Origin of the sequence: Roseburia sp. MSJ-14, assembly GCF_018918225.1 — a bacterium.
GTDB lineage: Bacteria > Bacillota > Clostridia > Lachnospirales > Lachnospiraceae > Petralouisia.
The window spans coordinates 1-15,440 of record NZ_JAHLQD010000019.1 but is presented as its reverse complement, the minus strand read 5'-3'; the positions used below and the strand labels follow the sequence as shown (position 1 = coordinate 15,440).

The following is a 15,440-nucleotide window of genomic DNA, read 5'->3' as shown; positions in this document are numbered from 1 at the left end:
ATGGATATTATTACGATTTTAAAGGCAAATATACGTCACCAGAAAAGTAGTTTTATTGGAATTTTCATTTTGATGTTCATTGTATCCTTGTCTATGACAGCAGTATTAACGGTAAGCATCAATTCCCAAAAAAGTGATGAAGAAGCATTAAAATATGTTGGGTTTGGGGATATGTTGGTAATGATGGATAATATGGGGCAAGAAGAAGGAAAAGAGTTGATACAGAAGGTACAGGAACATAACCAGGTGGAAAAGGTACAGGTAATTCCGGCAATTTGTGCAAACTTTAAAGAAATTAATGGTAAGAGCAATGGAAACAGTGTGATGTTAGAACAATATCAGCCGGAAAAACTGAAATTTCGTATTTTTAATGAAAACGGAACCGGATATATCGAGAATCCAAAAGCATTAAAAGCAGGGGAGCTGTATGTGCCAATTTGTTACAGTACTTCTTATCACTGTAAGGTAGGAGATACTATAACGGTTAAGCTTATGAAGCATACAGAAAATTACACCGTAAAAGGATTTTTTGAAGATCCTTTTATGGGAAGCAGTATGATGGGGATAAAAACCGTACTTGTCAGTGATGATGATATGAAAAGTATGCAAAAAAGTATTCAGGAGGGAAGCGCAGATTCCATAAGTGAAGGAATGGTGCTAAACATTTTTCAGAAAAAAAGCAGTAATTTAAGTTATTTAAAATTTCAACAGGAGCTAAATAAAGATACAGGGGTAAGCGGCTATGCATGGATTAGTATGGGTACAAGTCAGGCAATGGGATATATGCTGATTCTGGTTCGTATTTTTAGTGGAAGTCTTTTGGTATTTATTGCACTATTGTTGATTATTACGTTAATTATTATGAATCACAGTATTGGTAGCAGCATTGAAATGGAATATGCAAACCTGGGTATTTTAAAAGCAGTAGGAGTTACACAAGGAAAATTAAAAATAATATTAATGTTGCAATATTTGTTGGGAGCCTTGGCAGGAGCAGTTCTTGGTATACCTGTTGCAATTCCTGTAATAAGAATAGTAAATCAGATTACAACGCCTGTAGTAGGAATACTTACGCCAAATCACCTGGCACTTGGCGCTTGTGTTATGGCACTGGCAGGAGTTTTGGTATTTCTTATGTTGTTTATTTGGTTAAAGTTGCGAAAATTGAAAGAGATTACTCCGGTAAGGGCAATTTGTGGTGGAAAAGAGGATATTTATTTTTCCAGCCGTGTGGAATTACCTATTAGAAAAAAAGGAATATCCTTCTGGCTGGCATTTCGCCAATTGACCTCTAACGGAAAGAAATATATCAGCGTAGGAGTGATTACAGGCTTATTGGTATTTTTCATGATTATGATGGGACATATGGACAACTGGATGGGAGAAGATGGTAGTGAATTTTCTCGTATATTTGATGCAACAGAATATGACCTGTGGGTGCACTGTTATAATGAGGAAATACAAGGGGAGGTAGAAAATACCATACAAAGTTATTCTAAGATAGAGAAAAAATATCAGATTCAGAACGTTTATCTTATGATGGACGGATGTCAGATGATGTGTTTTGTTTGTGAAGCCCCGGAAGAAATTGGAAGTGTTTTACAAGGTAGAACTTGCCGATATGATAATGAAATATTGATAACAGAGTTTGTTGCAAAAGATTTAAATCTCCAAATAGGGGATACAGTAACGATTGCAGCAAATGACAAAAGTGAGGAATATATAATTTCCGGTATTTATCAGTGTGCCAATGATATGGGAAGTAATTTTGCTATGAGTAAAGCGGGGTATCTTCGTATTGGAAGCCAAAGTTTAGGAGAGGCATATTGCCTGAAAAATGGAGAAAAGGCAAAGGAGATTGCCGAAAAATTAAATGAAGTCTATGGCACAAAATTAATGGTAACGGCAGAAAGAGGCTTTAATGAGATGTCTAGTATCGTTTCGGCAGTGAAGGCATTATCTGTACTGGTATATATGATAGCAATTATCTTTGCACTAGTGGTAATCTCACTGGTATGTGGAAAGATATTTGCAAAGGAACGCCAAGACTACGGCATTTATAAGGCAATGGGCTTTACAGCCAGAAACTTGCGATTACAGTTTGCACTGCGCTTTATGATAGTATCCTTGCTGGGAAGTGGGTTAGGAGTGATTTTAACGCTTTTATTAATGAATCAGTGTTTCGCATGGTTACTTTCTTATGTAGGAATCAGTCATATAGAGACAGAAATAGTATGGATGTCTGTACTTGTACCAATTGGAATGATGACAGTGGTGTTTTTCTTATTCTCTTATTGGAAAGCGGGGGAAATAAAGAAAGTGCAACCGCGAGTGCTGATTTCAGAATAATGGTGCCATAAAAGAACATGTAAAACTATGAGAAACTTGCGTAAATAAAAGAAAAACAGAGAAGCAAATCAGAAATGATTTGCTTCTCTGTTTTGTTCCTTATGTAAAAATAATTATAATAGTTGAATTCCGTTTGCCTCAGCTTCTTTTACAACGTCCTCCGGCCACAGGGAAGACTGAACTTCACCGATATGTGCCTTACGAAGGAAGAACATACAGATACGGGATTGTCCAATTCCACCACCGATGGTATAAGGCAACTCTTCTTTGATAACTGCCTTCTGGAATGGAAGCTCTGCGCGTTCCGGGCAACCAGCCTTATCTAACTGACTAAGCAGTGCTTTTTTATCTACACGGATTCCCATAGAAGAGAGTTCCAAAGCTATGTCAAGAAGTGGATAGTATACAACAATATCTGCATTTAAAGTCCAATCATCATAGTCTGGAGCACGACCATCGTGAGGCTCACCTGATTCTAAAGTGTCACCAATCTGTAAAATACATACGGCACCCTTTGCCTGAGTAATATAGTATTCACGTTCTTTTGGGGTATAATCAGGGAACATATCTTCCAATTCCTGTGTAGTAACAAAGAAAATATCGTGTGGAAGAATTTCCTCTATGTAGTCGTATTGGATAGCCATATACTTTTCCGTTTTGCGTAAAACCTTGTATACAGTACGAACGGTTTCTTTTAAGTAGTCTAAGTTTCTATCTTTTTTGGAAATGATTTTTTCCCAATCCCACTGGTCTACAAAAATAGAATGGGTATTATCCGTGTCTTCATCACGACGGATAGCGTTCATGTCGGTGTAAAGTCCTTCACCCATGGAAAAACCATATTTTTTCAATGCATAACGTTTCCATTTGGCTAAAGAATGAACAATTTCAGCCGGCTTTTCATTTTGTTCTTTAATGCCAAAAGTAACTGGGCGTTCAACGCCGTTTAAGTTGTCATTTAAACCAGATTCCGGGTCAACAAACAGTGGAGCAGATACACGCTGTAAGTTTAAACGTAAAGAAAGCAGGTTTTGGAAAAAGTCTTTTACGGTCTTAATGGCAATCTGTGTGTCATGTAAGTCCAATTCTGAATGATAATTCTTTGGTATGATTAATTGATCCATAATGTGCTCCTTGATTTAGTGGGGGTTTTGCAATGGAATAGACTAGTATCAGAAGCTCCCAGCGCGTATGCGCTAGGAGGACATTACATTGCAAAATCCCAAACTTATTCTTTTCTCTATCCAATTATATACTTGTGTAAATCTTTTTTCAATAATAAACAAACAAAAAACATAATTTTTCACAGTAAAGTCCCAAAGTGTAGCTATTGCAGAAAAAATATAAATAATTAAAAAAACATAAATAATTAAAAATGCAAGAAAAATTTCAAAAACTTATATATAGTGAAGGAAATAAATCAATGGTTGAAAAGAAACCGGATACCCTGTACAATAAAGAGCATAACAATAAGGATGAAAATGAGGAAACAATATGATTTTAGATGTTAAAAATTTAACCCATGGATTTGGAGACAGAGCGATTTTTAATGATGTATCCTTTCGATTGTTAAAGGGAGAGCATATTGGCTTAGTAGGAGCCAACGGAGAAGGAAAATCTACCTTTATGAATATTGTAACAGGAAAGCTGCAACCGGATGAAGGAAAAGTAGAGTGGGCAAAAAATGTTCGTGCGGGATATTTAGACCAGCATACGGTATTGGAAAAGGGAATGACCATTGGAGATGTTTTGCACAGTGCCTTTTCTTTCTTATATGATATGGAAGCGGAAATGAACAGTATGTTTGCGAAAATGGGTGAAGTAGACGAGGAGGAGATGAATCGTTTATTAGAAGAAACAGGAACCATGCAGGAACTGTTAGAGCAACATGATTTTTATATTATAGATACCAAGGTGGAAGAAGTTGCAAGAGCCTTAGGAGTAATGGACTTGGGACTTGATACAGATGTCACGGAGTTAAGTGGTGGACAAAGAACCAAAGTTCTATTGGCAAAATTATTATTAGAAAAGCCGGATATTTTGTTATTGGACGAGCCTACCAACTATTTAGATGAAAATCATATTGAGTGGTTAAAACGTTATTTGCTGGATTACGAGAATGCGTTTATTTTGATTTCTCATGATATTCCATTTTTAAACAGTGTGGTAAATATTATTTATCATATGGAAAATCAGGAGTTGACTCGTTATGTAGGAGACTATGATAAGTTCCAGGAAGTGTATGCCATGAAAAAAGCACAAATGGAAGCAGCTTATCGAAAACAGCAGAAAGAAATCGAAGATTTGAAAGATTTCGTAGCACGAAATAAGGCAAGAGTAGCAACCAGAAATATGGCAATGTCCAGACAGAAGAAATTAGATAAAATGGATGTAATCGAATTAGCAGCAGAACGTCCAAAACCGGAGTTTTTCTTTAAAAATGCACGAGCTGCCGGAAAGGTTATTTTTGAAACTACGGATCTTGTGATTGGATATGAAAAGGACAGACCATTGTCAAAGCCAATGAATCTGCGAATGGAACGGGGAGAGAAGATTGCGATTGTAGGAACCAATGGAATTGGAAAGTCCACGTTTTTAAAGAGTGTTCTTGGAATTATTCCGGCATTATCGGGAAAGGCACAATTAGGAGACTATTTATATCCGGGATATTTTGAACAGGAAATGCCAGCTAGTGAAAATAGTTGTATTGAAGAGATTTGGGAGACTTTCCCATCCTATAATCAATATGAAGTGCGTTCAGCCTTGGCAAAGTGCGGACTTACTACAAAGCATATTGAGAGTAAAGTCAAGGTGTTAAGCGGAGGTGAGCAGGCGAAAGTAAGGTTATGCAAGCTGTTAAATGTGGAGACAAATGTGTTATTGTTAGACGAGCCAACGAACCACTTGGATGTGGATGCAAAAGAGGAGTTGAAACGAGCACTCAAGGAGTATAAGGGAGCTATTTTGTTGGTGTGCCATGAACCGGAATTTTATCAGGATGTGGTGGACCAGATATGGAATATGGAGGAATATTCTCTGTTGGCATAGAAGATTAAAGATATAAAAAGAACCCTCATATGGGAAAGGTGCAAAAGTGTTTTTTGTGTGGAAGAAATCGCATTTATATAAAAAGAACCCTCATATGAGAAAGGTTAAGTAAACGTTTCTCATATGAGGGCTTATTCGTTATTCTTATTCTTATTTTTATTTTCTCTTACCAAGCAGACTTAACAATTTTAAGAATAGATTGATAAAGTCAAGGTATAATTCAAAAGCACCAAAGAGAGCTAAGGAATTCACATTCTGGCTGTTAGAAACAGCAACCATACGCTTGATTTTCTGTGTATCGTAAGCAGTTAAACCAACGAAGATTAAAACGCCGATGGCACTGATTGCGGTATCAAGCATACTGCTATGTAAGAGAAAGATATTTACAAAGCTGATAATAATAATACCGATTAATGCCATGAGTAAAATATTTCCCACTCTGGACAAATCTGTTTTTGTAACAAGTCCATATACTGCCATAATAGCAAAAATAGCTGCGGTTGTTAAGAAAATAGTAACAATAGAAGCTGTGGTGTATACCATGAAAATAATGGAAAGTGTTACACCTGTCAAATAGGAATAGGCGGTAAATAATATACCGGCTAAGATAGCATTATTTTTGCGTAATGCAAAGTTAGATGCGATTACAATACCAAGTTCTGCTGCGACAATAACATAAAAAGAACCGCCACTAAGTAAGCGAAGTGCAGCATATGGTGAAATTGTTAATGCAGCACATGCTGTAATTAACAGTGCACCTACCATGAAAAGGAAAGATTTAAGAACTACCTCTTCACATAAAATAGCTTTTAATCCTTGTTGTTGCTGTGTGTTTGTGTCAGCGTCATAGTTATATGACGGTGTTGTATTGTAGTTGTTCTGGTTGTTATACTCCATAATAACTAACTCCTTTCTATAACTGAATATTTAAGTACAAGAAAAAGTGTAACATATTATTAGTAAAATAGCAAATAAGAACTTGAATATTAGGAAAAGAGTACTAAAAAGGAGTTGCATAATTGCAACTCCTTTTTGTAAATACTTTCTGAAATATCAATATCAGAATTATTTCTGAGGACCAGCAGAAACTAAAGCTTTTCCTGCTTCATTTCCTTCATATTTTGCAAAGTTCTTGATGAATCTGTCAGCTAAGTCTTTTGCCTTTGTTTCCCATTCAGAAGCATCTGCATATGTATCTCTAGGATCAAGGATATTAGTATCTACACCTGTAAGTTCAGTAGGAACTTCAAAGTTGAAGAATGGAATTTTCTTTGTAGGTGCGTTTAAGATATTACCATTTAAGATAGCATCGATGATACCACGAGTATCTTTGATGGAGATACGTTTTCCGGTTCCGTTCCATCCGGTATTTACTAAGTATGCCTTAGCACCGCTCTTTTGCATTTTCTTAACAAGTTCTTCTGCATATTTTGTAGGATGTAATTCCAAGAATGCCTGACCGAAGCATGCAGAGAAAGTTGGTGTAGGTTCTGTGATACCACGTTCTGTACCGGCAAGTTTTGCTGTGAATCCAGATAAGAAGTAGTACTGTGTCTGTTCTGGTGTCAGAATAGATACAGGTGGTAATACACCGAATGCATCTGCGGACAAGAAGATTACGTTCTTAGCTGCTGGTGCAGAGGAAATTGGACGAACAATGTTTTTAATGTGATCGATTGGATAAGATACACGAGTATTTTCTGTTACGCTCTTATCAGCAAAATCAATCTTTCCGTTTGCATCTAAAGATACATTTTCAAGAAGTGCATTGCGTTTGATTGCATTGTAGATATCTGGTTCAGAATCTTTGTCCAGATTGATAACTTTTGCGTAGCATCCACCTTCAAAGTTAAATACACCGTTGTCATCCCAACCGTGTTCATCATCACCGATTAAGAGACGCTTTGGATCAGTAGAAAGTGTTGTTTTACCTGTTCCGGAAAGTCCGAAGAAGATAGCTGTGTTCTCGCCATTTAAATCTGTGTTTGCAGAGCAGTGCATAGAAGCCATACCCTTTAATGGTAAGAAGTAGTTCATCATAGAGAACATACCTTTCTTCATTTCTCCGCCGTACCATGTATTAACGATAACCTGTTCTTTGCTTGTAATGTTGAACATTACAGCAGTTTCAGAGTTCAAACCTAATTCTTTGTAGTTTTCAACTTTTGCTTTGGAAGCATTGTAAACAACGAAATCTGGCTCAAAATCTTTAAGTTCTTCTTCGGTAGGTTTGATGAACATATTTGTAACAAAGTGAGCCTGCCATGCTACTTCAACGATAAAACGGATTGCCATACGAGTATCTTTGTTTGCACCGCAGAAAGCATCTACAACGAAAAGTCTCTTATTAGAAAGTTCTTTAATTGCGATGTCTTTTACTGCCTTCCAAGCTTCCTGAGTAGCAGGATGGTTGTCGTTTTTGTATTCATCAGAAGTCCACCATACAGTATTTTTTGAATTTTCGTCTACAACGATAAATTTGTCTTTAGGTGAACGACCAGTGTAGATACCAGTCATTACATTAACTGCACCTAATTCACTTACTTGTCCTTTTTCAAAGCCTTCTAATTCAGGTTTTGTTTCTTCTTCGAATAACATTTCATAAGAAGGGTTGTACACAACTTCAGTAGTTCCAGAAATGCCATACTTGCTTAAATCGATTTTTGCCATCTTACATTTAACCTCTTTTCCTTATAATTGTAAATATGATAATCACCTGAAAATACAGGTGTTTACGATATCCATGCAATAAAATTGAAGTATCTCTACTTCCCTTATTAAAATATTATACATAAATAGGTAATAAAATCAATAAAAACTAATTGATTTTTTTTATGCATTTATAAAAAATATAGGGGTATGTTGACAGAAATAAACCCGCTGGTTATAATTTGAGAAACTCGTAAAGGGTACTTTTTATAGTATATAAGTGGAAAATGAAGGGATGAAAAAATGGAACTTTCGGGACTGATTATTTCTTTACAAGAGCTAAATATTGCAAAAGAAGAGGATATAGAGCGGTTTGTAATGGAAGACGGGCTTACGGAATTGTTAGATGGTTTATATCGGTATAATGTACAAATTATAAACATAGATATGTTTCAGGCAGATACGCCGGAAAAGCTAAAGGTGATTTTAGAACTACATAATTTAAAGGAAGAAAATTGTTTGATGATAGCAGCCACAGATAAAACATTGGGAATCATACAGAATATGAACGTTGCAAGCATTGGATATCTCAATCCTGTTTGTGGAAAACAGGAATTATTTCAGGCAGAAGTGTTGGTAGAAGGATTTGACGAGGTAGATTTTTTCTTTTTGGAACGAATATATCAAAGACAACATGGGATTCCATGGACAGTCATTGAAACCGACCGATGCTTTCTTCGTGAGATGACACTGGAGGATTTAGATGATTTATATCGTTTATATCAAGACCCTGAAATCACACAATATATGGAAGGTTTGTATGAAGACAGGGAAAAAGAGGAAGAATATACCAAAGCTTACATTAACAATATGTATCGTTTTTATGGTTATGGCATGTGGCTTGTAATAGAAAAAGAAACAGGAAAAATAATAGGAAGAGCAGGGCTCAACAATATAGACTTACATGGAGAACCGGCTTTGGAAATGGGATATATGATAGGAAAAAACTACCAAAATCAGGGCTATGCAACCGAAGTGTGTGATGGGATTTTGCAGTACGCAGCAGAAGCAACCGAATTTGAAATGATAAATTGTCTCATACAAAAGGAGAATGTAAAATCCGTGCATGTGGTAGAAAAGCTGGATTTTACATGGAAGGAAGAAGTAGAGATTCAGGAAAAGACAATGCAAAGATACACGAAAACATTGCAATTTTAGACAAAATTACTTATAATTTAGTATTAATAAGAAAAACCATAGAGTAAGACGAGAAAGTGCGATGGAGAAGTGCAGATGGAAGACAAGAATAAGATTCAGTTAGAAGAACAAGAAGAAATTGCAATGCAGACAGAACATATTAAACCAACAAAGGAGTTTGTAAGTCCTGAGAGTTTATATAATGAGTTGATTGCAAGTGTAAAGAAATATCATCCCTCAGCGGATATTTCTTTGATTGAAAAAGCATATAAGACAGCAGATGATGCCCATAAAGGACAGGTGCGAAAATCAGGTGAAGCGTATATTATTCATCCTCTTTGTGTTGCCATTATTCTGGCTGAATTAGAGCTGGATAAGGAGACAATTGTAGCAGGTATTCTCCATGATGTAGTCGAAGATACTGTAATGACCGAGGAAGAAATAGCAGCAGAATTTGGCGAAGAAGTGGCACTTTTGGTAGATGGAGTTACCAAGTTAGGACAGTTATCTTATGATGCGGACAAGGTAGAAGTACAGGCAGAAAATCTTCGTAAAATGTTTCTTGCCATGGCAAAAGATATTCGTGTTATTTTAATTAAATTGGCAGACCGTCTGCATAATATGCGTACTCTGAAGTATATGAAGCCGGAAAAGCAAAAAGAAAAGGCAAGAGAGACGATGGATATTTATGCGCCGATTGCACAGCGTCTTGGTATTTCTAAAATTAAGATTGAATTAGACGATTTGTCTTTAAAATATTTAGAGCCTGAGGCATATTATGACTTGGTGGAAAAAGTTGCTATTCGTAAAAATGTACGAGAAGAATATATTGAACGTTTAGTAGAGGAAGTAAAACAGCATATTGAAAGAGCGGGAATTGAAGCAAAAATAGATGGTCGTGCAAAACACTTTTTCAGTATTTACAAGAAAATGGTAAATCAGGATAAGACCATCGACCAGATATATGATTTATTTGCGATTCGTATTATCGTAAATTCTGTAAAGGACTGTTATGCGGCATTAGGTGTGATCCATGAAATGTATAAGCCGATTCCGGGGCGTTTCAAGGATTATATTGCTATGCCAAAGCCAAACATGTACCAGTCACTTCATACTACTTTGATTGGACCAACCGGACAGCCATTTGAAATACAGATTCGTACGGTAGAGATGCATCGTACCGCGGAATATGGTATTGCTGCCCATTGGAAGTATAAGGAAGCAGCCAATAACGGTGGTGTGGTTTCTACCACAAAGTCAGAAGAAGAAAAGTTAAGCTGGCTGCGTCAGATATTGGAATGGCAGCGTGATATGTCAGATAACAAGGAATTTATGAGCCTTTTGAAAAGTGATTTGGACTTGTTCTCGGACACTGTATTTTGCTTTACTCCATCCGGAGATGTAAAGAATCTGCCAAATGGGTCTAATCCCATTGACTTTGCGTATAGCATTCATTCCGCAGTTGGTAATAAAATGATTGGTGCCAAGGTAAATGGTAAGTTGGTAAATATCGACTATGTAATTCAAAATGGTGACAGAGTTGAGATATTAACTTCCCAGAACTCCAAGGGACCAAGCAGAGACTGGTTAAATATTGTAAAAAGTACTCAGGCAAAAAATAAGATTAACCAGTGGTTCCGCAGTGAATTTAAGGAAGAAAATATTTCCAAGGGAAAAGAAGTTATTACCCAGTATTGTAAATCAAAGGGAATTAATTGGCCGGAATTAAATCAACCGAAGTATCAAAGCCGTATTATGCGAAAATATGGATTCCGTGATTGGGAATCTGCATTGGCTGCCATAGGACACGGAGGATTAAAAGAAGGTCAGATTATCAATAAAATGTTGGAATACTACCAGTTAGACCATAAGAAGGAAGTCACAGATGAAGATATTCTGGAAAATGTAGGTAGTGGAAGTGCTGTAGCAGGACCGGCAGAAGGAAATCAAAAGGGAAAACGTGGCAAGTCAAAGAGCGGAATTGTGGTCAAGGGAATTGATGATATGGCAGTTCGTTTTTCTCGTTGTTGTGCACCTGTGCCGGGAGACGAAATTGTTGGATTTGTTACCAGAGGACGAGGAATTTCCATTCACAGAACAGATTGTATTAATATTATTAATCTTTCCGATATGGATAGAGCACGACTCATTGAAGCTGAGTGGCAGACAACGGAAGGTCAGAATAGCCGTTACATGGCAGAAATTAAGATATATGGAAACAACCGTACCGGACTTTTGGTAGATATTACAAAGATATTTACAGAACGCCAGATTGATATTAATGCAATCCATTCTTCCACAAGTAAACAGGGAATTGCAACCATAACGCTGGCATTTGGAACCAAGGGAAAAGAAGAATTAAATTCATTGGTAGAAAAAATTCGTCAGGTAGAAAGTGTCATTGATATAGAAAGAACAAGAGGTTAATGCATGGCAGAAATAAAAGTAAAAAGTTATGTAGTAAGTGATTTTGGAACAAATTGCTATTTTGTGACAAATGCAGATACAAAGGAAATGTTAATTGTAGATCCGGGCGATAATGCACCTATGCTTGCTACCAATATCGACAAGGAGCAGTTAAAGCCGGTGGCTATTTTATTAACACATGGACATTTAGACCATGCCAGTGCAGCAGAAGAGCTTGCAAAAAAATATGGCATAAAAATCTATGTCCATGAGGCAGAAAAAGAAACACTTGCAGATGCCCGTATTAATCTGACAGGGGCATTTGGAACGCCAAAGGTATTTCACGCAGATGTATTTTTGAAGGATGATGAAGTATTAGAATTAATCGGATGCAAGATAAAAGTATTGTTTACACCGGGACATACACCGGGAGGCTGTTGTTACTATTTTGAAGAACAGAAGATCTTATTTAGCGGAGATACGCTGTTTTGCGAATCAGTTGGAAGAACAGATTTTCCGGGAGGGAGTGCGTCCGGCTTAATTCGTTCTGTTCGTGAAAAACTTTTGTGTCTACCAGAGGATGTAAGAGTATATCCGGGACATATGTCTCAGACTACCATAGGAACAGAAAAGATGTACAACCCATTTGTATAGAAGTTTTAGGAAAAGAGAAGTTTTATGATAACCGTTCAGTTAAGTGAAGCAAATTTTGAGTACGATATTCATTCTCTGGTAAAAGCATTTTATGATAAAGAGGATGTAAAAGTATTTGCAGATACAGAAAAAATAAAAGAATTAGAAGAAGAAAGAACACCTCTGTTTCAAATGGAGGTTTCTTATATTTATGCAGGTAGCAATGAAAAAGCTGTACCTGCTCAGGAAAAAGAACAATCACAGGAGTCTACAGATAAAATCCACTTTGAAATTTGGAAAATCGAAGCAGGAGAAAAGAAACAACAGGCGCAGGCGGAGGTTCTAGTTGACTTTTCTAATCGAAAAGAAACGAAAAATAAATTAAAACAGACCTTGTATCAAATGCTTGTAAAATATACTAAAAAAGAGTTACCATGGGGAACATTAACCGGAATTCGTCCGACCAAGATTCCCATGGCAATGCTAGAAGAAGGAAAAACAGAAGCTGAGATACATCAATATATGAAAGAAACGTATTATGCATCAGAGGAAAAGACGAGCCTGAGCATTGATATTGCAAAAAGGGAATTAGAACTTTTAAAGAAAATAGATTACGAAAAGGGATATAGTCTTTATATAGGAATTCCATTTTGTCCAAGTATCTGTTTGTATTGTTCTTTTTCTTCTTTTCCTATTGGAATATGGAAGAATCAGGCAGATGCATACTTAGATGCGTTAGAAAAGGAAATTGATTTTACCGCTGAGGCGTGTAAAGACAGGGTATTAAATACCATTTATATTGGAGGGGGAACGCCAACTACACTGACAGCCCAGCAGTTGGACAGATTGCTGACAAAGGTAGAAGAAAGTTTTGACTTTTCGGGAGTTTTGGAATATACCGTAGAAGCAGGGAGACCGGACAGCATTACAGAAGAAAAGCTGGCAGTACTTAGAAAACATGATATTTCAAGGATTTCCATTAATCCACAGACCATGAAGCAGGAAACATTGGACTTTATCGGCAGACATCATACAGTACAGCAAACCATTGAGAGCTTTCAGTTGGCAAGAAAGTTAGGATTTGACAATATTAATATGGATTTAATTGTGGGGCTTCCGGAGGAACAGCTTTCAGATGTAAAAAATACTATGGAGAAAATAAAAGAGTTAGATCCGGATAACCTGACAGTACATTCCCTTGCAATTAAACGTGCAGCAAGACTTCGTATGTTCCGGGATGAACACGCAGATATGCATATTTATAATAGCTGGGAAACCATAGATTTAACGGCGCAATATGCGAAAACAATGGGAATGGAACCGTATTACCTTTATCGACAGAAAAATATGGCTGGTAATTTTGAAAATGTGGGATATGCTAAGCCCGGAAAAGCAGGAATTTATAATATCTTGATTATGGAAGAAAAACAGTCTATAATGGCACTTGGTGCAGGTGCATCCACAAAGTATGTATTTGACCATGGAAAACGGATTGAACGTGTAGAAAACGTAAAAGACATCAAAAATTATTTAGAGCGTATTGATGAAATGATTGAAAGAAAACGTGAAAGTTTTGCCTTGTATATGAAATAAAGGCATGTATAAAATAACGTATATGAAAAATTACAATAAGATAGTGTAATGAAGATAGTATATATGAAATAACATAGATGAAAAAGCTATACATGAAATTAGAAAGTGGAGGAAAAGTTATGGCATTAGCAAAAAAGCCGGTAAATGGAATGAAGGATATTTTACCGGAGGAAATGCAAATAAGAGATTATGTAATGAGTGTAATCAAAGAAACATATCGTAGTTTTGGCTTTACACAGATTGAGACACCTTGTATGGAAAATATCTCAAACTTAAGCAGTAAACAAGGTGGAGAAAATGAAAAGCTTATTTTTAAAGTATTAAAAAGAGGAGAAAAGTTAAATTTAGAGACTGCGAAGGAAGAAGCAGATGTAGTAGATTTTGGAATGCGTTATGATTTAACACTTCCATTGTCAAGATTTTATTCTAACAATGCAAATAACTTACCTTCTCCTTTTAAGGCATTACAGATGGGAAATGTATGGCGTGCAGATCGTCCACAGAGAGGACGTTATCGTCAGTTTATGCAGTGTGACATCGATATTTTAGGGGAACCAAGTAATTTAGCAGAAATTGAATTGATTCTTGCAACTACAACCACACTTGGAAAGTTAGGCTTCAAAAATTTTCAAATTCGTATCAATGAGAGAAGAATTCTGAAAGCAATGGCAGCTTATAGTGGATTTTCAGAAGAATCTTATGATACCGTATTTATTATTTTAGACAAGATGGATAAAATCGGAATAGAGGGCGTGGCAGAAGAGTTGGAAAAAGAAGGATTTGCTAAGGAATCTATTGATAAATACCTTGATTTATTTAAGGGAGTAGAAGATGCAGAAGATGGAATTGCATACTTAGCAAAAGAGTTAGAAGGATTCTTAGAACCAGAAGTAGAACAGAATTTACAGGAAATAGTAACAAGTGTAACTGCTACGAAAACCGCTGATTTTGAGCTGGTATTTGATCCTACATTGGTTCGTGGAATGTCTTATTATACCGGAACAATTTTTGAAATTGCTATGCCGGAGTTTGGTGGAAGCTGCGGTGGCGGTGGACGTTACGACAAGATGATTGGAAACTTTACCGGAAAAGACGTTCCGGCTTGTGGATTTTCCATTGGATTTGAGCGAATTGTGTTGTTACTTTTAGAAAGTGGTTTCCAGATTCCGGGACAGGCACAGAAGAAGGCTTACTTAATCGAAAAAGGATATCCGGGAGAGAAGCTTTGTGATGTAATCGGACAGGCACAGGAAGAAAGAAAGAATGGTGTACAGGTATTAGTGGTACGCATGAATAAGAATAAGAAGTTCCAAAAAGAGCAGCTTACCAAAGAAGGCTATACAGAGTTTGTGGAATTTTTTAAATGAAAAACCTAATCCCCCAGCTATGCTGGGGTGAATGGAGTAAGCAGTAGCGTGTAGGATAACGATAAAAAGCCTCCTGTGCTACAATGAGAAAGGTATCGCAAGCCAATCTCAAAACAAAGGAGGCGGTCCTTAATGGACAATCAAAGTTTATCACATGTTCGCTGGAAATGCCAGTACCATATAGTTTTCATACCAAAG

The 15,440-nt window shown here is 36.6% G+C and carries 10 protein-coding genes; 7 read left to right on the top strand and 3 right to left on the bottom strand.

From position 1 onward, the window contains the following. A complete protein-coding gene (locus KQI83_RS07685; RefSeq protein WP_216556306.1) occupies nucleotides 1–2,349 on the top strand; it encodes an ABC transporter permease in 2,349 nt (782 codons plus the stop codon). Nucleotides 2,350–2,462: 113 nt separating this feature from the next. Here the strand turns inward: KQI83_RS07685 and asnA are convergent, their stop codons facing one another. After that, entirely contained in the window at nucleotides 2,463–3,473 is a 1,011-nt protein-coding gene (asnA, locus tag KQI83_RS07680) for an aspartate--ammonia ligase (RefSeq protein ID WP_216556303.1), read from the bottom strand. A gap of 370 nt (nucleotides 3,474–3,843) precedes the next feature. On the opposite strand from asnA, the gene KQI83_RS07675 reads away from it, so the two are divergent. Next, complete coding sequence (locus tag KQI83_RS07675) at nucleotides 3,844–5,397, top strand: ABC-F family ATP-binding cassette domain-containing protein (protein ID WP_216556301.1); 1,554 nt, start codon at nucleotides 3,844–3,846, stop codon at nucleotides 5,395–5,397. 156 nt (nucleotides 5,398–5,553) lie between these two features. Here the strand turns inward: KQI83_RS07675 and KQI83_RS07670 are convergent, their stop codons facing one another. Both KQI83_RS07670 and pckA read right to left on the bottom strand, forming a co-directional pair. After that, nucleotides 5,554–6,294, bottom strand: a complete 741-nt coding sequence (locus tag KQI83_RS07670) for a Bax inhibitor-1/YccA family protein (RefSeq protein WP_216556298.1) — start codon at nucleotides 6,292–6,294, stop codon at nucleotides 5,554–5,556. A 168-nt stretch (nucleotides 6,295–6,462) separates the two neighbouring features. Then, on the bottom strand, nucleotides 6,463–8,067 hold the full coding sequence (pckA, locus tag KQI83_RS07665) for a phosphoenolpyruvate carboxykinase (ATP) (protein ID WP_216556296.1): 1,605 nt from the start codon (nucleotides 8,065–8,067) through the stop codon (nucleotides 6,463–6,465). Between the two features lie 282 nt (nucleotides 8,068–8,349). On the opposite strand from pckA, the gene KQI83_RS07660 reads away from it, so the two are divergent. From KQI83_RS07660 to hisS, 5 genes are all read left to right on the top strand, one after another. Beyond that, nucleotides 8,350–9,264, top strand: coding sequence for a GNAT family N-acetyltransferase (locus KQI83_RS07660; RefSeq protein WP_216556293.1), 915 nt, complete (start codon nucleotides 8,350–8,352; stop codon nucleotides 9,262–9,264). A gap of 75 nt (nucleotides 9,265–9,339) precedes the next feature. Further along, nucleotides 9,340–11,670: a RelA/SpoT family protein gene (locus KQI83_RS07655; RefSeq protein WP_216556289.1), complete on the top strand. Its 2,331-nt coding sequence runs from the start codon at nucleotides 9,340–9,342 to the stop codon at nucleotides 11,668–11,670. Nucleotides 11,671–11,673: 3 nt separating this feature from the next. Beyond that, a complete protein-coding gene (locus KQI83_RS07650; protein WP_216556286.1) occupies nucleotides 11,674–12,303 on the top strand; it encodes an MBL fold metallo-hydrolase in 630 nt (209 codons plus the stop codon). 24 nt (nucleotides 12,304–12,327) lie between these two features. Beyond that, complete coding sequence (gene hemZ / locus KQI83_RS07645; RefSeq protein ID WP_216556283.1) at nucleotides 12,328–13,875, top strand: coproporphyrinogen dehydrogenase HemZ; 1,548 nt, start codon at nucleotides 12,328–12,330, stop codon at nucleotides 13,873–13,875. Nucleotides 13,876–13,994: 119 nt separating this feature from the next. Then, the gene (hisS, locus tag KQI83_RS07640) at nucleotides 13,995–15,242 is read left to right on the top strand and encodes a histidine--tRNA ligase (RefSeq protein WP_216556280.1); all 1,248 of its coding nucleotides are present in this window, start codon (nucleotides 13,995–13,997) and stop codon (nucleotides 15,240–15,242) included. Nucleotides 15,243–15,440: the final 198 nt, after the last annotated feature.